19 protein-coding genes are annotated in these 18710 nt (G+C 61.8%); 5 read left to right on the forward strand and 14 right to left on the reverse strand.

Annotated elements, in window-relative coordinates:
* Nucleotides 1-144 precede the first annotated feature (144 nt).
* The 3 genes from ACI2KG_RS08540 to ACI2KG_RS08550 all read right to left on the reverse strand — a co-directional run bounded on the left by ACI2KG_RS08540 (nucleotide 145) and on the right by ACI2KG_RS08550 (nucleotide 1964).
* Nucleotides 145-444 carry an HU family DNA-binding protein gene (locus ACI2KG_RS08540; protein WP_201199496.1) on the reverse strand — a complete coding sequence of 100 codons (300 nt, stop codon included), beginning with the start codon at nucleotides 442-444 and terminating at the stop codon, nucleotides 145-147.
* Nucleotides 445-631: 187 nt separating this feature from the next.
* Nucleotides 632-1780: an NAD(P)/FAD-dependent oxidoreductase gene (locus ACI2KG_RS08545; RefSeq protein WP_404661572.1), complete on the reverse strand. Its 1149-nt coding sequence runs from the start codon at nucleotides 1778-1780 to the stop codon at nucleotides 632-634.
* Between the two features lie 16 nt (nucleotides 1781-1796).
* Nucleotides 1797-1964 carry a rubredoxin gene (locus tag ACI2KG_RS08550; RefSeq protein WP_201199498.1) on the reverse strand — a complete coding sequence of 56 codons (168 nt, stop codon included), beginning with the start codon at nucleotides 1962-1964 and terminating at the stop codon, nucleotides 1797-1799.
* A gap of 248 nt (nucleotides 1965-2212) precedes the next feature.
* On the opposite strand from ACI2KG_RS08550, the gene ACI2KG_RS08555 reads away from it, so the two are divergent.
* Complete coding sequence (locus ACI2KG_RS08555; RefSeq protein WP_404661573.1) at nucleotides 2213-2770, forward strand: chorismate--pyruvate lyase family protein; 558 nt, start codon at nucleotides 2213-2215, stop codon at nucleotides 2768-2770.
* Nucleotides 2770-3660, forward strand: a complete 891-nt coding sequence (gene ubiA, locus ACI2KG_RS08560) for a 4-hydroxybenzoate octaprenyltransferase (RefSeq protein ID WP_404661575.1) — start codon at nucleotides 2770-2772, stop codon at nucleotides 3658-3660. The genes ACI2KG_RS08555 and ubiA overlap by 1 nt, the downstream gene beginning before the upstream one ends.
* Before the next feature lie 120 nt (nucleotides 3661-3780).
* Here ubiA and ACI2KG_RS08565 read toward each other — a convergent pair whose 3' ends face one another.
* Nucleotides 3781-4149: a hypothetical protein gene (locus ACI2KG_RS08565; protein WP_404661576.1), complete on the reverse strand. Its 369-nt coding sequence runs from the start codon at nucleotides 4147-4149 to the stop codon at nucleotides 3781-3783.
* 173 nt (nucleotides 4150-4322) lie between these two features.
* Between ACI2KG_RS08565 and phoB the strand changes: the two genes are divergently transcribed.
* The 3 genes from phoB (at nucleotide 4323) to ACI2KG_RS08580 (ending at nucleotide 8038) form a co-directional block, all read left to right on the forward strand.
* Complete coding sequence (phoB, locus tag ACI2KG_RS08570; RefSeq protein ID WP_003253341.1) at nucleotides 4323-5012, forward strand: phosphate regulon transcriptional regulator PhoB; 690 nt, start codon at nucleotides 4323-4325, stop codon at nucleotides 5010-5012.
* 120 nt (nucleotides 5013-5132) lie between these two features.
* Nucleotides 5133-6440, forward strand: coding sequence for a phosphate regulon sensor histidine kinase PhoR (gene phoR, locus ACI2KG_RS08575; RefSeq protein WP_404661577.1), 1308 nt, complete (start codon nucleotides 5133-5135; stop codon nucleotides 6438-6440).
* Between the two features lie 257 nt (nucleotides 6441-6697).
* Entirely contained in the window at nucleotides 6698-8038 is a 1341-nt protein-coding gene (locus ACI2KG_RS08580) for a hemolysin family protein (RefSeq protein WP_400612886.1), read from the forward strand.
* Nucleotides 8039-8154: 116 nt separating this feature from the next.
* Here the strand turns inward: ACI2KG_RS08580 and ACI2KG_RS08585 are convergent, their stop codons facing one another.
* The 10 genes from ACI2KG_RS08585 to ACI2KG_RS08630 all read right to left on the reverse strand — a co-directional run bounded on the left by ACI2KG_RS08585 (nucleotide 8155) and on the right by ACI2KG_RS08630 (nucleotide 18521).
* The gene (locus tag ACI2KG_RS08585) at nucleotides 8155-9051 is read right to left on the reverse strand and encodes a peptidoglycan DD-metalloendopeptidase family protein (RefSeq protein WP_404661578.1); all 897 of its coding nucleotides are present in this window, start codon (nucleotides 9049-9051) and stop codon (nucleotides 8155-8157) included.
* A gap of 198 nt (nucleotides 9052-9249) precedes the next feature.
* Complete coding sequence (locus ACI2KG_RS08590) at nucleotides 9250-10137, reverse strand: response regulator (RefSeq protein ID WP_404661579.1); 888 nt, start codon at nucleotides 10135-10137, stop codon at nucleotides 9250-9252.
* 162 nt (nucleotides 10138-10299) lie between these two features.
* Complete coding sequence (phoU, locus tag ACI2KG_RS08595) at nucleotides 10300-11070, reverse strand: phosphate signaling complex protein PhoU (RefSeq protein ID WP_400612893.1); 771 nt, start codon at nucleotides 11068-11070, stop codon at nucleotides 10300-10302.
* Between the two features lie 130 nt (nucleotides 11071-11200).
* Nucleotides 11201-12034, reverse strand: a complete 834-nt coding sequence (pstB, locus tag ACI2KG_RS08600) for a phosphate ABC transporter ATP-binding protein PstB (RefSeq protein WP_201199512.1) — start codon at nucleotides 12032-12034, stop codon at nucleotides 11201-11203.
* Nucleotides 12035-12135: 101 nt separating this feature from the next.
* Nucleotides 12136-13752 (reverse strand): phosphate ABC transporter permease PstA, encoded by a 1617-nt coding sequence (gene pstA, locus ACI2KG_RS08605; protein WP_404661635.1) that lies wholly within the window; start codon nucleotides 13750-13752, stop codon nucleotides 12136-12138.
* A 71-nt stretch (nucleotides 13753-13823) separates the two neighbouring features.
* Nucleotides 13824-16112, reverse strand: coding sequence for a phosphate ABC transporter permease (locus ACI2KG_RS08610; protein ID WP_404661581.1), 2289 nt, complete (start codon nucleotides 16110-16112; stop codon nucleotides 13824-13826).
* Nucleotides 16113-16251: 139 nt separating this feature from the next.
* Nucleotides 16252-17250 carry a phosphate ABC transporter substrate-binding protein PstS gene (locus tag ACI2KG_RS08615; RefSeq protein ID WP_404661583.1) on the reverse strand — a complete coding sequence of 333 codons (999 nt, stop codon included), beginning with the start codon at nucleotides 17248-17250 and terminating at the stop codon, nucleotides 16252-16254.
* 159 nt (nucleotides 17251-17409) lie between these two features.
* Entirely contained in the window at nucleotides 17410-17559 is a 150-nt protein-coding gene (locus tag ACI2KG_RS08620; protein WP_404661636.1) for an S-type pyocin domain-containing protein, read from the reverse strand.
* Nucleotides 17523-17981, reverse strand: coding sequence for a bacteriocin immunity protein (locus tag ACI2KG_RS08625; protein WP_404661584.1), 459 nt, complete (start codon nucleotides 17979-17981; stop codon nucleotides 17523-17525). Before ACI2KG_RS08625 ends, ACI2KG_RS08620 begins: the two co-directional genes overlap by 37 nt.
* A gap of 36 nt (nucleotides 17982-18017) precedes the next feature.
* Nucleotides 18018-18521 (reverse strand): DUF6392 family protein, encoded by a 504-nt coding sequence (locus ACI2KG_RS08630; protein ID WP_404661585.1) that lies wholly within the window; start codon nucleotides 18519-18521, stop codon nucleotides 18018-18020.
* Nucleotides 18522-18710 lie beyond the last annotated feature (189 nt).

Below are 18710 nucleotides of genomic sequence, written 5' to 3' on the forward strand. Positions count from 1 at the left end.
GCGCCTCGAATAAAAAGTGACTAAGACGCGCAGTCTATCCTTTTCCAGAACTATTTATGCAAGTTCGAAACATTTTGCCTGCAGAAAGCACAACGGGCGCCCTGGGGCGCCCGCTTGGCTGACACTGGGGTTGTCAGGAAGCGATCACTTGCCTTTCTTGGCTGGCTTGGCCGGGACATTGACGCTGTCGCGCAGGTTCTTGCCTGGCTTGAAGGCCACGGTGTTGCTGGCCTTGATCTTCACCGGCTCGCCGGTTTGCGGGTTCTTGCCGGTACGCGCGCCGCGATGACGTTTTTCGAAGGTGCCGAAGCCGACCAGGGTCACGGTGTCCTTGTCCAGGGCACCGGTGATGCTGTCGAGAATCGCGTTCAAAACCTGATTGGCCTTTTCCTTGGTCAGATCGGCCTTATCGGCGATGACGGCGGCGAGTTCTGGTTTGCGCATAGTGAAGCCTCTTTGACGGAATTCTTGTTGTTATGCCGTGCTGCCTTTGGGAGCAGCGCTCAAGGCACCGCAGGCTCTAATCTGCGGCAGACGGGAGTGAGAATGGCACGTGCTCCGGGGCCGCGCCAGTATCTGGACGGCCATTGTTCAGGCAACAACAGGATAAATCCGACAGAACGCCCGCTATTTACGCCATAACCGCTGGCAACTGGCGATTTAGCGCCAGTTTCTCCATCACCGCCGCCCCGGTCAGGGCGTAACCCAGCAGCTTGCCGTCGGTGTCCAGGCACAGCACCTTGAGGTCACTGCCCTGCCCCTCTACCTGCCAGCTGCCTTCGCGGCCCTGTGGCGGCGGTGAGACCACCAGCGGGCACGCCGGGGTTTTCACGGTGATCGGCATCGGCCCGTAAGCCACCGCCGTCGGCTTGCCGGCCAGGGTTTGCGCCAAGGCACGGGCACAGCTCATCAGCGGCATCACATAGAGCAGGTTGATGCCATCGACTTCGGCACAGTCGCCGAGGGCGAAGATGTTGGCGTGGGAGGTGCGCAATTCTCGGTCGACGCTGACGCCGCGATTGGTCTGCAGGCCGGCAGCGGCGGCCAGGTCGGTGCGCGGGCGCAGGCCGATGGCGGAAACCACCAGGTCACAGGCAATCACGCTGCCATCCGACAGGTGCGCTTCCAGCCCTTGGTCCACCTGCTGCAGGCGGGTCAGCACCGGCCCAAGGTGAAAGCGTACGCCCAGGCCTTGTAGCCCGGCCTGCACCGCGCTGGCGGCAGCCGGGTGCAGCAGGGTCGGCATGACCTGCTCGCAAGGCGCTACCACGTCGACCTGGAAGCCGCCCAGGCTCATGTCGTTGGCGAATTCGCAGCCGATCAGGCCGGCGCCGAGGATCAGCACACGCTGCTTGCCGGCAGCGGCGGCGCGGAAGCGTGCGTAGTCTTCCAGGTCGTTGATCGGGAACACCAGGTGGCTGCCGTCCCCTTCAACCGGCACCTGCACGGTTTGCGCGCCCCAGGCCAGCACCAGGTCGCGGTATTCCACCGCCTCTTCACCGATCCACAGGCGCTTGTGGCCTGGGTCGATGCCGCTGATGCGGGTATGGGTACGGATCTCGGCATTCAGTTGCTCGGCCATGGCGCCCGGCTCGGCCATGCACAGGCCATCGGCGTCTTTCTGCTTGGCATAGCCCATGGAGAGCATAGGCTTGGAGTAGGAGCGACCGTCATCGGCAGTGATCAGCAGCAGCGGCGTCTGCGCATCGAGCTTGCGAAATTCACGGGCCAGGTTGTAGCCCGCAAGGCCGGTACCGATGATTACCACAGGGGACGTCATGTCGTGCTTGCCTCGCTTAGCCGATGGAGATCATTTCAAAGTCGCTTTTGCCGACGCCGCAGTCTGGGCACAACCAGTCTTCCGGTACATCTTCCCAACGGGTGCCGGGGGCGATGCCGTCGTCGGGCCAGCCTTGGGCTTCGTCGTAGATCAGGCCACAGACAATACATTGCCACTTTTTCATCAGGTCGTTTTCCTCGGTTCGGGCTTGGGCTTTGTGTTGCTGCTGAAGGCCTCTTCGCGGCTAAAGCCGCTCCTACAGGGATCACCGCAGGCTCTGGAACAGTAGAGAGCTGTAGGAGCGGGTTTACCCGCGAAGAAGCCAGCGCGCAATTCTAGGGGGGCTTTGTAGCGGCCCTGCCCCCAGTATGCAAGCACTCGGGGCAATCATGCTAAGCTCGCCGCCTCTCTGGTTGTAACAAGCAGACCGACGTGTCGTACGAATCCCCGCAAGCAGCCGCTGTGGCGTGGCTGCCGTATTCGCAGCTGGCGACCGACATCGACCAGCCTACCCTTGACTGGCTGTTCGACGAGGGCTCGCTGACCCGCCGCCTGACCCGCCTTTCCGTTGATCACTTCTCCGTCACCCCACTGTTCGAGGGCTGGCAGCCGCTGCGCGATGACGAATGCCTGGCACTGGGCATCGCGGCGGGCGCGGAAGGCTGGGTGCGTGAGGTGTACCTGCGCGGCCATGGCCAACCGTGGGTATTCGCCCGCAGCGTGGCCAGCCGCAGTGCCCTGGAGCGCGGCGGGCTGGACCTGGAAACCCTCGGCAGCCGCTCACTGGGCGAGTTGCTGTTCTGCGACCAGGCGTTCACCCGTCACCCGCTGGAAGTGTGCAGTTATCCACAGGCCTGGCTGCCTTCTGAAGCTGCCCATGCGGCACTGTGGGGCCGCCGTTCGCGCTTCGAGCGCAACGGTCTCGACCTGCTGGTGGCAGAGGTGTTCCTGCCGGCACTCTGGCAAGCGGCCAAGGAGGAAAACCGCTGATGTACCTGCAACTGCTCAAGTCTCTCAACCGCCTGCACCCACGGGCATGGGACTTCGTCCAGCTCAGCCGCATGGACCGGCCGATCGGCATCTACCTGCTGCTGTGGCCAACCCTCTCGGCGGTATGGATTGCCGGCAACGGCTCGCCGACCCTGGCCAACGTGCTGATCTTCGGCCTTGGCGTGGTGCTGATGCGCGCTGCCGGCTGCTGCATCAACGACTTTGCTGACCGCAAGGTGGACGGCCACGTCAAGCGCACTGCCGACCGCCCGCTGGCGAGTGGCCGAGTGCGGCCACGCGAGGCGCTGGCGCTGTTCGCCACCCTGGTCGGGGTAAGCTTCCTGCTGGTGCTGTGTACCAACAGCCGGACCGTGTGGCTGTCGTTCGGCGCGGTAGCGCTGGCGTTCTGCTACCCGTTCATGAAGCGCTACACCTACTACCCGCAGGTAGTACTGGGGGCGGCGTATTCCTGGGGTATTCCCATGGCCTTCACGGCCGCCGGTGGCGAGCTGCCGGCCAGTGCCTGGCTGCTGTACATCGCCAACCTGCTGTGGACGGTGGGTTACGACACCTACTACGCCATGGTCGACAGGGATGACGACCTGAAGATTGGCGTGAAATCGACGGCGATCCTGTTCGGCGAGGCAGACCGTACCATTATCCTGACTTTGCAGTTGCTGTCGCTGGGCTGCTTGTTGCTGGCCGGTAACCGCTTTGACCTGGGTGGCTGGTTCCACCTGGGGCTGTTGGGTGCGGTGGCGTGCTTTGCGTGGGAATACTGGTCGACGCGCAAGCTGGACCGGGAATCGTGCTTCAAGGCGTTTCTGCACAACCACTGGGCGGGGTTGCTGGTGTTTGTCGGGGTGGTGCTGGATTACGCATTGCGTTGAGGTCGATGGCCCTATCGCCGGCAAGCCAGCTCCCACAGGCACCGCGCTGCCCTTGAGGCTTGCACATAACCTGTGGGAGCTGGCTTGCCGGCGATGGGCCGCAAAGCGGCCCCGGCGATCTCAAGGCTTGGCGATATGCCAGACGTCTTTCACGCCGTCACCGGTCTTGTCCCCGGCTTTCTTGTCCTTGATGAAGGTATACAGCGGCTTGCCGTCATAGGCCCATTGCATCTTGCCGTCATCACGCTTGATCTGCGTCCACTTGCCCTCGGCTTTTTCATCATCACTGACCATCAATGGCGGCCAGTTGGTGGCGCATTCGCCATTGCACATCGATTTGCCGCCCGCATCCTTGTCAAAGGTATACAGGGTCATGCCGGCGTGATCGACCCACATGCCGTCCTTCTCCATGGCATGGTGGGCAGAAGCCACCCCCGGGAGCGCCAGCGCAGTGAAAAGGGCCATCCAGCTCAGCGTATGTCGTGTCATTGGATTCACCATCGTTTCGGGGGGAAATGAGTTCGGGTTGCCACAACTGCGGCCTTGTGTAGCCTAGTTCAGTCACGGAATGTCGCCAGAACGGCCAACACCCTGTCACACAGCTGCAATAATTCCGTTATCTAATGCGGGCCAAGACACCGAATCCAGGAGAGGTTTTGAGCATGGTTGGCAGGAACATTCTGATCGTCGACGACGAAGCGCCTATTCGCGAGATGATCGCCGTTGCCCTGGAAATGGCCGGCTATGACTGCCTGGAAGCGGAAAACTCCCAACAGGCCCACGCGATCATCGTTGACCGCAAGCCGGACCTGATCCTGCTCGACTGGATGCTGCCAGGCACCTCTGGCATCGAGCTGGCCCGCCGCCTGAAGCGCGACGAGCTGACCGGCGATATCCCGATCATCATGCTGACCGCCAAGGGTGAAGAGGACAACAAGATCCAGGGCCTGGAAGTGGGTGCCGACGATTACATCACCAAGCCGTTCTCGCCGCGTGAGCTGGTCGCACGCCTGAAAGCCGTGCTGCGCCGCACCGGCCCGAGCGACAGCGAAGCGCCGATCGAGGTGGGTGGCCTGCTGCTCGACCCGATCAGCCACCGCGTGACCATCGACGGCAAGCCGGCCGAGATGGGCCCTACCGAATACCGCCTGCTGCAGTTCTTCATGACCCACCAGGAGCGCGCCTACACCCGTGGCCAGTTGCTCGACCAGGTGTGGGGCGGCAACGTCTATGTCGAAGAGCGCACGGTCGACGTGCATATCCGGCGCCTGCGCAAGGCGTTGGGTGAAGCCTACGAAAATCTGGTACAAACCGTCCGGGGCACTGGCTACCGCTTCTCGACCAAAAGCTAGCTGCAAGCTGCAAGAAAGAGCGGCAGCGTAAGGCTCGAAAAGGACTATCAGCACCACGATCCACTTCTTCTTGCAGCTTGAGGCTTGCGACTTGCAGCTGGATCCGAAGGATCTCGTCAATTGAACCAGAACTGGCACGCGACCCTGATTCGCCACCTGTTACTGCTGATCACCGTCTGCCTGATCGGCGGCCTGGTCAGCGGCTATTACGGCTGGAGCCTGGCCATCGGCCTGGCGCTCTACCTGGGTTGGACCCTCAAGCAGCTGCTGCGCCTGCATGACTGGCTGCGCAACCACCAACCCGACGAAGCACCGCCCGACGGCTACGGCCTGTGGGGCGAAGTGTTCGACAGCATCTACCACCTGCAACGCCGCGACCAGCGCGTGCGGGGCCGCCTGCAGGCCGTGATCGACCGGGTACAGGAGTCCACCGCCGCGCTGCGTGACGCGGTGATCATGCTCGACAGCGACGGAAACCTGGAATGGTGGAACCGCGCCGCCGAGACCCTGCTGGGCTTCAAGACCCCACAGGACGGTGGCCAGCAAGTGACCAACCTGGTGCGCCACCCGCGCTTCAAGGAGTACTTCGAGGCAGAAAACTACCTGGAACCGCTGGAAATCCCCTCACCGATCAATGACCGCCTGCGCGTGCAGCTGCACATCACCCGCTACGGCAACAACGAGCACCTGATGCTGGTGCGCGATGTCACTCGCATTCACCAGCTGGAGCAGATGCGCAAGGACTTCGTCGCCAACGTGTCGCACGAACTGCGCACGCCGCTGACGGTAATTGCCGGCTACCTGGAAACCCTGCTGGACAATGTCGATGACGTGAACCCGCGCTGGAGCCGCGCCCTGCAGCAGATGAGCCAGCAAGGCGCGCGCATGCAGACGCTGCTCAACGACCTGTTGCTGCTGGCCAAGCTGGAAGCCACCGATTACCCGTCGGACAACCAGCCGGTGGCGGTCGATGCCCTGCTCGCCGCCATCAAGAACGATGCCCAGGCCTTGTCCGGCCCGCGTAACCAGCGCATTACCCTGGAGGCTGCACCCGGCGTGAAGCTCAAGGGCAGCGAGTCGGAACTGCGCAGCGCCTTTTCCAACCTGGTGTTCAACGCGGTCAAGTACACCCAGGACGAAGGCAACATCCGCATTCGCTGGTGGGCCGATGCGCAGGGCGCGCACTTGTCGGTGCAGGACTCGGGGGTGGGCATCGATGCCAAGCACCTGCCTCGCCTGACGGAGCGCTTCTACCGTGTGGACTTCAGCCGTGCGTCGAATACCGGTGGTACGGGGCTGGGGCTGGCGATCGTCAAGCATGTGCTGATGCGTCACCGCGGCAAGCTGGAAATCAGCAGCGTGCCGGGGCATGGCAGTACCTTTACCTGTCATTTTGCGCCGGCACAATTGGCTAACGGCAAGGGTTGAGGGCCTCGGGGGCCGCTTCGCGGCCCATCCGACCGGTCCGGCGCCCCGGCAAGGCCGCTCCTACACGGGATCGCGGTCTCCTGTAGGAGCGGCCTTGCCGGGGCGCCGGACCGGTCGGATGGGGCGCAAAGCGCCCCCAAAAAATCCAGCGCCCTTTGCTTTTGCGGCCCCAGCCGCTACATTGGATCCCCTGTGCCAGCAAGAGCTGGCACTTTTTTTCTCTCCTTTTCTAAGACGGACCCCGTAAAAAATCCATCATGGACCCTTCCCCTGGTATCAGCCTCACCTCGTTATTCGCCGATTTCGGCATGATCATCTTTGCCTTCCTGCTGGTGCTGCTCAACGGTTTCTTCGTTGCTGCCGAGTTCGCCATGGTCAAGCTGCGCTCCACGCGCGTCGACGCCATCGCCGAGCTGCACGGCTGGCGCGGCAGTATCCTGCGCAAGGTGCACAACCAGCTCGACGCCTACCTGTCGGCTTGTCAGCTGGGTATTACCCTCGCTTCGCTGGGCCTGGGCTGGGTCGGTGAACCCGCGTTTGCCCACCTGCTCGAGCCGCTGCTGGCGTACTTTGGTGTCGACTCGCCCGAACTGATCAAAGGCGTCTCGTTCTTCGTCGCCTTCTTTGTCATCTCTTACCTGCACATCGTGGTCGGCGAGCTGGCGCCCAAGTCCTGGGCCATCCGCAAGCCGGAGCTGCTGTCGCTGTGGACCGCCGTGCCGCTGTACCTGTTCTACTGGGCGATGTACCCGGCCATCTACCTGCTCAACGCCAGCGCCAACACCATCCTGCGCATTGCCGGCCAGGGCGAGCCTGGCCCGCATCACGAGCACCACTACAGCCGTGAAGAACTGAAGCTGATCCTGCACTCCAGCCGCGGCCAGGACCCAAGCGACCAGGGCATGCGCGTGCTGGCGTCGGCCGTGGAAATGGGCGAGCTGGAAGTGGTCGACTGGGCGAACTCGCGCGAGGACATGGTTACCATCGATGCCCATGCGCCGCTGAAGCAGATCCTGGCCCTGGTGCGCCGCCACAAATTCAGCCGTTACCCGGTGTACGATGCCGAACGCGAGGAATTCACCGGCCTGCTGCACATCAAGGACCTGCTGCTGGAACTGGCGGAGCTTGAGCACTTGCCCGAGACCATCGACCTGGACGACCTCGCCCGGCCGTTGGAGCGCGTGTCCCGGCACATGCCGCTTTCCCAGCTGCTGGAGCAGTTCCGCAAAGGCGGCGCACACTTCGTGCTGGTGGAGGAAGCCGATGGCAAGGTGATCGGTTACCTGACCATGGAAGACGTGCTGGAAGTGCTGGTGGGTGATATCCAGGACGAGCACCGCAAGACCGAGCGCGGCATCCTCGCCTACCAGCCGGGCAAGCTGCTGGTACGTGGTGACACGCCACTGTTCAAGGTCGAGCGGCTGCTGGGCATTGACCTTGACCATATCGAGGCAGAGACCTTGGCTGGCCTGATCTACGAGACGCTCAAGCGCGTGCCTGAGGAAGAGGAAGTGCTGGAGGTCGAAGGGCTGCGGATCATCATCAAGAAGATGAAAGGGCCGAAGATTGTGCTGGCCAAGGTGCTGAAGCTGGATTAAGCCTCTGGGCCGCTTTGCGGCCCATCGCGACGCAAGGCCGCTCCTACAAGGGATTCGCGTACTCCTGTAGGAGCGGCCTTGTGTCGCGAAAGGGCCGCAGAGCGGCCCCGGCAATCTCAAGGGTTACCCGCAGTAAAATCCGGCAACCCGCTGATCGGCCGGTCGAACCGGTAAGGGATCGATTCCAGCGCCAACCCCACATTGCGCTGCACCACAAAATGCAGGTGCGGCCCGGTGCTGTTGCCGGTATTGCCCGACTTGGCCAGCATTTGCCCCTGCCGTACCCGCTGCCCCTCCTTCACCACCACCGAACCGCGCAGCAGGTGCAGGTACACGCCCATGGTGCCGTCCGGGTGCAGGATCCGGACAAAATTGCCCGACGGGTTGGGCTCGCGCCCGCTCTGGCTGTTCTGCATCTTCACCACCACCCCTTCCCGCGCCGCGATGATCGTGGTGCCTTCTGGCATGGCGATGTCCATGGCATAGCGCCCCTTGGGCCCAAAATGGCTGACACGGCCATTGGGGCCCTGGGTTACGCGGAATGGCCCGCCAATCCACGGGAACGCATAGCGAAAGCCCTGCGGCCGCTTGCCAGGGTCACCCATGGCCTGCAACAGGGTGGAGCGGTAGTTCAGCAGCAACCCAGGCCGCCCCCTGAGTACGCTGAGCATCTGCGTGGTGCGCGGCGGCAGCAGCCGGCGCACGATACGCGGGGCATCGCCGCCTTGGGCGTTGACCAGGTTGTCCAGGCGCAACTCGACCTCTACCGGTACGTGCAGCTCGTTGCGTGCCGAAAAGCTCACCCCGCCGTCGAAGGTTTTTGCGTTCAGCAACACCTGGCCTTCGAGCGTTTCGACCAGGGGTTCGAGCAGCACCAAAGGCTTCGCACCTGGGCCGGGGCGGTCGGAATAGGAGATGACACCGGATTCGTCGGTGATCTTGTAAAGGGTCACACCCAGGCTCGACGCCGAGGCCATGAGCAATGCACAGAACAGCAGCAGGCGCGTGGGCATGATAGTGGCTTTTTGACAGTTGTTATCTGTCGAAGCCTAGCAGCGGGTTTTGTGGCGGGTATTGCAGTTGGTCGGATGGCAATTGCAGGCCTGGCCTCATCGCCGGCAAGCCAGCTCCCACAGGATGCGTACAAGGGCCGAGGTCGGCGCTGTACCTGTGGGAGCTGGCTTGCCAGCGATGAGGCCAGTAGCCGTTACTCAAGCACCCGGCGTGAAATGCTTCTGCGCGGTCCCACGAGCAATCAGCCGCGACAGGTAGTCGAGCTTCTGCGCGTCCTGGTCGACGAACTTGAACGTCAGCTGCAACCAGTCGCTGTCCGGCTTGGGCTCCAGGGCCGCGATGGCGTGCAGGTAGCCGTTCAGGCGGGCGACTTCGGCGGTCTCGCCCTGCTCCAGGTCCAGCACCGCGCCTTCCAGCACCTGCGGCAGTACTTCGCCGCGGCGCACCACCAGCAGCGCTTCTTTCAGGCTCAACGCCTTGATCACGCACGGCTGCATGCCGCTGGCCAGGCGCAACTGGCCCTGACCACGGCCGCTCGGCGCGGCGGCGGCGGCGGCCGGGGCAGTAACCTGGGGCCTGGCCGGCGCGGGTGCAGGCGCTGCAACCTTGACCGCTTCCGGCTTACCGGCAGTCAGCGCGTTCAGTGAGTCATTAGCGAACGCCGAATTGGCCCGCGCCGGGATGGCCATCAGGCTGTCGAGCTTGCCGATCTTGGTCAGGGCCTTTTTCACCTTGGTCAGCAACTGCTCGTTGGTGAACGGCTTGCCGACAAAGTCGGAAACGCCCGCCTGGATCGCCTGAATGACGTTTTCCTTGTCGCCACGGCTGGTCACCATGATGAACTGCAGGTTCTTCAGCGCAGGCTGCTGGCGGCACCAGGTGAGCAATTCCAGGCCGGACATCTCCGGCATCTCCCAGTCGCACAGCACCAGATCGAACGCTTCCTTACCGAGCATGGCCATGGCCTTGCGGCCGTTGACCGCATCGTCGATCGCCATGCCCGGGAAGGCATTGCGCAGGCACTTGCGGACCAGGTCACGGATAAACGGCGCGTCATCCACGACCAGCACATTCACTTTACTCATCGATACTCCTTCTGAACCCGACTAGCCTACTGCCAAATACTGGCCACTTGCTACAACCTGGTCACGCCGGGACTTCATCACATCGTTCGCGGGTGCCTGCCGGCTCTCGACCACAAACGAAAACGCCCGGCCAAGGCCGGGCGTCGATGCTCGGGAGCAACCTTACTTATCGTCAGATTCGCCCGGAACATTAGCCTTTTCGCCGTCAGCGATGGCAGTGCCCTGCACTTCTGCGGTCATGCGCTTGAGGCCCATGTGGCGCACGTCGGTGCCGCGCACCAGGTAGATCACCAGCTCGGAGATGTTGCGTGCATGGTCGCCAATCCGCTCCAGCGAGCGCAGCACCCAGATTACGCTGAGTACCCGCGAGATCGAGCGCGGGTCTTCCATCATGTAGGTCACCAGCTCGCGCAAGGCGGTCTTGTATTCGCGGTCGATGGTCTTGTCGTACTGGGCCACCGACAGCGCCAGGTCGGCGTCGAAGCGGGCAAAGGCGTCCAGCGCATCGCGAACCATGTTGCGAACCTGGTCACCGATGTGGCGTACCTCCACATAGCCGCGTGGCGACTCGCCCTCTTCGCACAGCTGGATGGCGCGGCGGGCGATCTTGGTCGACTCGTCACCAATGCGCTCCAGGTCGATCACCGACTTGGAGATGCTGATGATCAGGCGCAGGTCGGAAGCCGCGGGTTGGCGACGGGCGAGAATGCGCAGGCACTCTTCGTCGATGTTGCGCTCCATCTGGTTGATCTGTTCGTCAACCTCGCGCACTTGCTGGGCAAGGCCCGAGTCGGCTTCGATCAGGGCGGTAACCGCATCATTGACCTGCTTTTCCACCAGCCCGCCCATGGCCAGCAGGTGGCTGCGCACCTCTTCCAGCTCGGCGTTGAACTGCTGGGAAATGTGGTGGGTAAGGCTTTCTTTGTTGATCATGCTGTCGCTCCGCGAAGTTGCTAGCTTCAAGCTGCAAGCTTCAAGTGGTTCGTGTCGTTCCCTGGCTCCGCGCTAACCGCTTTATCTTGCAGCTTGCAGCTCAAAGCTTGCAGCTGCGCCAAAGGCGCTCTTAGCCGTAGCGACCGGTGATGTAGTCTTCGGTCTGCTTCTTCGCCGGGTTGGTGAACAGGGTGTCGGTATCACCGAATTCGACCAGTTTGCCCATGTACATGAACGCGGTGTAGTCCGAAACACGGGCCGCCTGCTGCATGTTGTGGGTCACGATGACGATGGTGTACTTGGATTTCAATTCGTAGATCAGTTCTTCGACCTTCAGGGTCGAGATCGGGTCCAGCGCCGAGCACGGTTCGTCGAGCAACAGCACTTCCGGCTCCACGGCGATGGTGCGGGCGATGACCAGACGCTGCTGCTGGCCACCGGACAGGCCCAGTGCCGATTCGTGCAGGCGGTCCTTGACCTCGTCCCACAGCGCCGCGCCCTTCAGCGCCCACTCGACCGCTTCGTCAAGCACGCGCTTCTTGTTGATGCCCTGGATACGCAGGCCGTAGACCACGTTCTCGTAGATGGTCTTGGGGAACGGGTTAGGCTTCTGGAACACCATGCCCACGCGGCGGCGCAGCTCGGCCACGTCTTCGCCCTTGCGGTAGATGTTGTTGCCGTACAGGTTGATGGCGCCTTCCACGCGGCAACCGTCAACCAGGTCGTTCATGCGGTTGAAGGTGCGCAGCAGGGTCGACTTGCCGCAGCCGGACGGGCCGATGAAGGCGGTCACGCGCTGCTTGGGGATGTTCATGCTGACGTCGAACAGGGCTTGCTTGTCGCCATAGAACAGGCTCAGGCCCGGCACTTCGATGGCCACGGTTTCTTCGGCCAGGCGCAGGCTTTGCTTGCTGCGGCCCAGGGCAGACATGTCGATGCCGTGGGTGTGGGATTCGTTCTGCATGGTTGACTCCGTTTGTAGCTGCCAGCTTCGAGCTGCAAGCTGCAAGTTTGGGCAAAGCGGCAATCTGCTTGGAGCTTGCCGCTTGTGGCTTAAAGCTTCAATCAGCTGTCCAGCGCCTTGTACTTCTCGCGCAGGTGGTTACGGATCCACACCGCCGACAGGTTGAGGGTCGCGATCACCAGCACCAGCAACAACGCCGTGGCGTACACCAGCGGCCGCGCGGCTTCGACGTTGGGGCTCTGGAAGCCGACGTCATAGATGTGGAAGCCCAGGTGCATGATCTTCTGGTCCAGGTGCAGGTACGGGTAGTTGCCGTCCACCGGCAGCGACGGCGCCAGCTTCACCACCCCCACCAGCATCAGCGGCGCCACTTCACCGGCGGCGCGAGCCACGGCGAGGATCATGCCGGTCATCATCGCCGGGCTGGCCATGGGCAAGACGATCTTCCACAGCGTCTCGGCCTTGGTCGCGCCCAGTGCCAGCGAGCCTTCGCGCACGGTGCGCGGGATCCGTGCCAGGCCTTCTTCGGTAGCCACGATCACCACCGGCACTGCCAGCAGCGCCAGGGTCAGCGAGGCCCACAGCAGGCCCGGTGTACCCAGGGTCGGCGCCGGCAGGGCTTCGGGGAAGAACAGCCGGTCGATCGAGCCGCCCAGCACGTAGACGAAGAAGCCCAGGCCAAACACGCCGTAGACAATCGCCGGTACGCCGGCCAGGTTGTTCACGGCAATGCGGATCAACCGGGTCACCGGGCCTTGCCGTGCGTATTCGCGCAGGTACACGGCCGCCAGCACACCGAACGGGGTGACGATCACGGCCATGATCAGGGTCATCATCACGGTACCGAAAATGGCCGGGAAGATACCGCCCTCGGTGTTGGCTTCACGCGGGTCGTCACTGAGGAACTCCCAGACCTTGGCGAAGTAGGTGCCCAGCTTGGTGAACGCCGACATGCCGTTCGGCTGGATGGCGTGCACCACCTTGCTCAGGTTGATTTCCACTTCACGGCCATTACCATCGCGCGCCACCAGGCTGTCGCGGGCGAAGGCCTGGTGCAGGCCGCTGAGGCGATCTTCGATAGCCTTGTAGCGGCTGTTCAGCTCGGCGCGGTCGGCGTCCATGTCGGCCTGGGCGGCGGCGTCCAGCTTGCCGTGCAGCTCCAGCTTGCGGGCTTCCAGACGCAGGCGTTCGAGACCATGGTTGATGGCACCGATGTCCTTCTTCTCCAGTTGCTGCAGCTCGCTGTTGAGCTGGTTGGCACGCTTGAGGCGGGCCTGCAGCTCGTTCCAGGCGGCAGGGCCTTCTGCGACCACGCGGCCTTGCTCCTTGACGCTGACCAGATAGCCATAAAAGTTGCCCCACTCACGCCGCTCCAGGGCGATCAGGTCGGCCGGTCGCTGCTCGTCGACCAGCCAGTCGCCGACCACCCAGGTGAAATCGCTGCCATTGAGGTCGCGGTTACCCACCTTGATCAGCTCGCGGGTCATGAACTCCGGGCCTTGGTCCGGTACCGGCAGGCCGGCACCTTTCAGACGGGCGCGTGGGACTTCTTCCTTTTGCACCACTTCGCCGATAACCACGTGGTCAGCCTGGCCCGGCACCTTGTAGGTGGCCTGGACCAGGTCGGCCGGCCAGAAGTGGCCCAGGCCGCGCACGGCAATGACCGCCAGCAGGCCGACGGTCATGATCACCGCCATGGCCACCGCGCCGCCGCTCATCCAGACACCTGGGGCGCCGCTCTTGAACCAGCCTTTGAGGGAATCCTTTTTCACGGATCGCTACCTTTCTATCAAAGCGACGAGTATTTCTTGCGCAGACGCTGGCGAATCAGCTCGGCCAAGGTGTTCATGACGAAGGTGAACATCAGCAGCACCAGCGCGGCCAGGAACAGCACGCGATAGTGGCTGCCGCCGACTTCCGATTCGGGCATTTCCACGGCCACGTTAGCGGCCAGCGTGCGCATGCCCTCGAACAGGTTCATCTCCATCACCGGGGTGTTGCCGGTGGCCATCAACACGATCATGGTCTCGCCCACCGCGCGGCCCATGCCGATCATCAGCGCCGAGAAGATACCGGGGCTAGCAGTAAGGATGACCACGCGGGTGAGGGTCTGCCAGGGCGTCGCACCCAGCGCCAGCGAGCCCAGTGTGAGGCTGCGCGGCACGCTGAAAACGGCGTCTTCGGCGATGGAGTAGATATTCGGGATGACCGCGAACCCCATGGCGATACCCACCACCAGGGCGTTGCGCTGGTCGTAGGTTATCCCTAAGTCGTTGGTGATCCACAGGCGCATGTCGCCGCCAAAGAACCAGCTTTCCAGGTGCGGGCTCATGGTCAGGGCAAACCAGCCGGTAAACAGGATGACCGGGATCAGGATCGCCGCTTCCCAGCCGTCCGGCACCCGCAGGCGGATAGACTCAGGCAGGCGGGTCCAGGCGAAGCCGGCCAGCAGGATGCCGAATGGCATCAGCAGGAACAGGCTGAACACACCCGGCAGGTGGCCTTCCAGGTACGGGGCGAGGAACAGGCCGGCAAAGAAGCCGAGGATCACTGTCGGCATCGCTTCCATCAGTTCGATCACCGGCTTGACCTTGCGGCGCATGCCCGGGGCCATGAAGTAAGCGGTGTAGATAGCAGCGGCAATGGCCAGCGGTGCCGCCAGGATCATTGCGTAGAAGGCGGCCTTGAGGGTGCCGAAGGTCAGCGGCGACAGGCTCAGCTTGGGCTCGAAGTCGGTGTTGGAAGCGGTCGATTGCCAGACGTATTTCGGCGCGTCGTAGTTCTCGTACCAGACCTTGCCCCACAGCGCGCTAAAGGAAATTTCCGGGTGCGGGTTGCGCAGGCTCAGCGGCAAGAGCTTGCCGCCTTGTTCGATGATGATGCGGTTGGCGCGTGGCGACAGGGCCAGGATGCCCGGGCCTTCGGCGGCAGGCTCGACCAACAGGGTGCGGTGCGCGGTGCTGTGGAATACGCCCAGCTTGCCTTCGGCGTCGAGGGCGATGAAGCCCTTGCGGCGCTCTTCGGCATCGATCTGCACGATCGGCGCCTTGCCCATCTGGAAGGTGCGGATCTGCTTGAAGCGCGATTCGCCATCGGGGTCGCGGGCCATGAACCACTGAGCCAGGCCACCCTTGGAGTCGCCGATGATCAGCGAAATGCCGCCGACCAACTGGCCGGTGGCGGTCACTTCGGTGTCGGCGCTTTCGGACAGCTTGTAGCGGCCATTGAGGCTCTTGTCGCGCAGGCTGAATACATCGGCCGTGGCGCGGCCGTTGATCACGTAGAGCCACTGCTGACGCGGATCGATGAAGATGTTCTTCACGACCTCGGTCATTTGCGGAAGGACGATGCGGTTCTGCTCGGTGGTGACCTCTTCGGTCATCATGTTTTCGCTGCGGGTCAGCGCCAGTACCTGCAGTTGCGCACCGGTGGAGCCGGCCAGCACCAGGGTGTCGCCATTGACATTAATGCTGACGTGATCCAGCGCGCGCCCCTGCTCGTCGAGCGCGAACGGTTGTTCGCCGTACGGGTAGTCGATGCCGGCGGTGATGGTTTTCTTGTTGTCCGGGTAGGTGATCTTGTAGGTGTGGTGGAACACCAGCGCCTGGCCGTTGGACAAGCCCAGCACCACCAACGGGCTGCCCGGCTGATCGGCACCGATCGACGTAACCTGGGTGCCTGCAGGCACGGGCAGGTCGACGCGCTTGATCTCGTTGCCGCTCTTGGTATCGAAGAATAATGCCTGGCCCTTGTCCGAAACCCGCATGCCCACCAGGTTCTGCTCTTCCAGCGCGATCATCAGCGGCTTGCCGGCGTCCTGCTGCAGCCAGGTCGGTTCCAGGGTTTTCTTGCTGGTCAGCTCGGCGCCCTGGAAGAGTGGTAGCACCACATAGGCCAGGTAGAAGAAGATCAGGGTGATGGCAGCCAATACGGCAAGCCCGCCCACCAGCACATACCAGCGGGTCAGGCGGTCCTTGAGCGCACGCATGCGGCGCTTGCGTTGCAGCTCGGGCGTATTGAAGTCAATACGCACGGGCTGGGAGTTTTGGGTCATGTTGGAATTGGCCAGATCATTCATGCGCACACCCTAGCGGTCCCGTGTGACAAAAACATTACAAAGTGGTGACGCGCGAAAGCCCGCCGCACAGGATACCTGGCTTCGGACCGGGAATTCATGGAAGAGGCCGGGCAGTGGCACCGGCCTCATCTTCAGTTACTTACTTCTTTGCAACGTTACCGGCGTGCGACAGGCCCAGGTCAGCCAGGGTCTTGTCGACGACTTTGGCCGGCAGCGGGATGTAACCATCCTTCACCACGACCTGCTGGCCAGCTTGCGACAGCACCAGCTTGACGAACTCGGCTTCCAGCGGGGCCAGAGGCTTGTTCGGCGCCTTGTTCACGTACACATACAGGAAGCGCGACAGCGGGTAGCTACCGTTCAGGGCGTTGGCTTCGTTGTCTTCAACGAACTCGCCGCCTTCTTTCTTGGCCAGGGCTACGGTCTTGACGCTGGCGGTCTTGTAACCAATGCCCGAGTAGCCGATGCCGTTCAGCGAGGAGCTGATCGACTGCACGACCGAAGCCGAGCCAGGCTGTTCGTTGACGTTAGGCTTGAAGTCGCCTTTGCACAGAGCCTCTTCCTTGAAATAGCCGTAGGTGCCCGATACCGAGTTACGGCCGAACAGCTGGATTGGCTTGTTGGCCAGGTCGCCGGTCACACCGACGTCACCCCAGGTCTTGATCTCGGCCTTGCCACCGCACAGGCGGGTGGAGGAGAAGATGGCGTCGACCTGAGCCATGGTCAGGCCCTTGATCGGGTTGTCCTTGTGCACGAACACAGCCAGGGCGTCGACGGCAACCGGGATGGCGGTCGGCTTGTAGCCGTACTTCTGCTCGAAGGCCTGCAGCTCGACGTCCTTCATCTTGCGGCTCATCGGGCCGAGGTTGGCGGTGCCTTCGGTCAGCGCGGGTGGCGCGGTGGAGGAACCGGCCGCCTGAATCTGGATGTTTACGTTCGGATATTCCTTCTTGTAGGCCTCGGCCCACAGCGTCATCAGGTTCGCCAGGGTGTCGGAGCCTACGCTGGAGAGGTTGCCCGAAACACCGGTGGTCTTGGTGTAGGTCGGGATCGCAGGATCGACAGCGGCTACCGCGTTGGCGGTTGCAACGCCAGCGGCGGCAAAGGTGAGGGCCGCCATCAAACGCTTCAGTTTCATGCCTTGCTCCTAGCAGGAATATTGGGGTGTTGGATGGAACGGGGCCAAGTATCTGCAGGCCGCATGAATAGGATATGACTCGATTGTGACAAATGGATGAAAGGCCATCACCGGTTATCCGGGATGGCCTGGCTTTATATTGCGGGTGACCTGCCGGTTCTAAAGCTCGCGGCGATCCCTGAACATGACGTACAACGGCGCCAGGCCGGACTGCGGCGGAAACACCACGATATAGTCATCGAACCGAACCTGCCTCAGGTCCGTAAAGCGCTCTATGATAGGCACATTGGGCATGTGCAGGTAGCTGATGCTGGGTGGCCGAGAGAGATCTCGTGGTGCGCTAACCGCTGCTCGGCCGCCTGGATTTCTGCCACCAACTTGCGCACTTTCTCCAGGTTGCGAGTGGAAGACTGGCTGGCCCGCAGCTCGCGCGCAGGCGATCGGCGAAGCCGTGGCGGCTGCAAGGTCTGCCCCTTGAAGGCTACCCGGCCGTTGCGCTGATGCCATGACTTTATCGTCGCCACTACATAGCCTGGAGAGTTGACTGCACCGAATGATTCAGTACCTGAGTAGAACAACAGGTCGCTGCCGGCGGGGTGGCCGACTATCTGATCAAAGTGGCTGATCAGTTCATCATGGGAGCGCTTGTCAGTTTCGACATTCCAAATATGCTCAACCAAGTCAAGAAACTCTCGCTCAACATAATCACTCAAGCTGGATTTTAGCTCCATGCCTTCACCTTTTAAAACAGTATTCAACAGGAGCCGTTACAAACCGAGCTCTTCAATACGCATTTTGTCAAAACCCGTTAGCTTTAGAGAAAAGGTCACGCCGGATACGTACATTTTAGAATCATACTTAAACGTAACCTGGCGCTCTGCATAGCCAAGAGGACCCAAATCAAAAGTATCCCATCCTCCGACTTCCCCCATCGGCAAAGGCATTTTAAATTTGCCTTTAGAGCTTATTGGGCTGCCGAATGACTGCAACACTAATTCCCGAGTTCTGCATTTCTCATAAGGTTCATCAAGTTTACCTTTGTAGAGAACAGATGAAGGTGTGGTTTTCTTAAGTGCAAAGTGAAGCTTTTCAAATTTTTGGGTTTCAGCCCAAAATTCCAGCTCCAATCCGGGCTCTGGTTCATAAACCATCGTAAAGGAGCCAGAGAAGATCTCTACTAATTTCTCTGGGACTGCAAGATCTTCTAGTACCAGATCATTATAACAGCGACCCAATGAACTCAAGTATCTATCGAGCGCATGTGAATCCATTAATACATACCTTTTTCTGTATGAAGATCATGCAGTTTCTGCCGGACCACCTCAATTTCCTCATCAGAAAATCCATACTCAAGCAACCCAGGCTTCAGAGCGTTTACGTTACTATTAACCGCCTCACGAAGGTTGGACGCATCCCTATTCTGCCTTGCCGCGGAGTTTCTTCCTCCGTAGGTCTCGCTA

Source organism: Pseudomonas sp. NPDC089407 (assembly GCF_044900445.1).
Lineage (GTDB): Bacteria > Pseudomonadota > Gammaproteobacteria > Pseudomonadales > Pseudomonadaceae > Aquipseudomonas.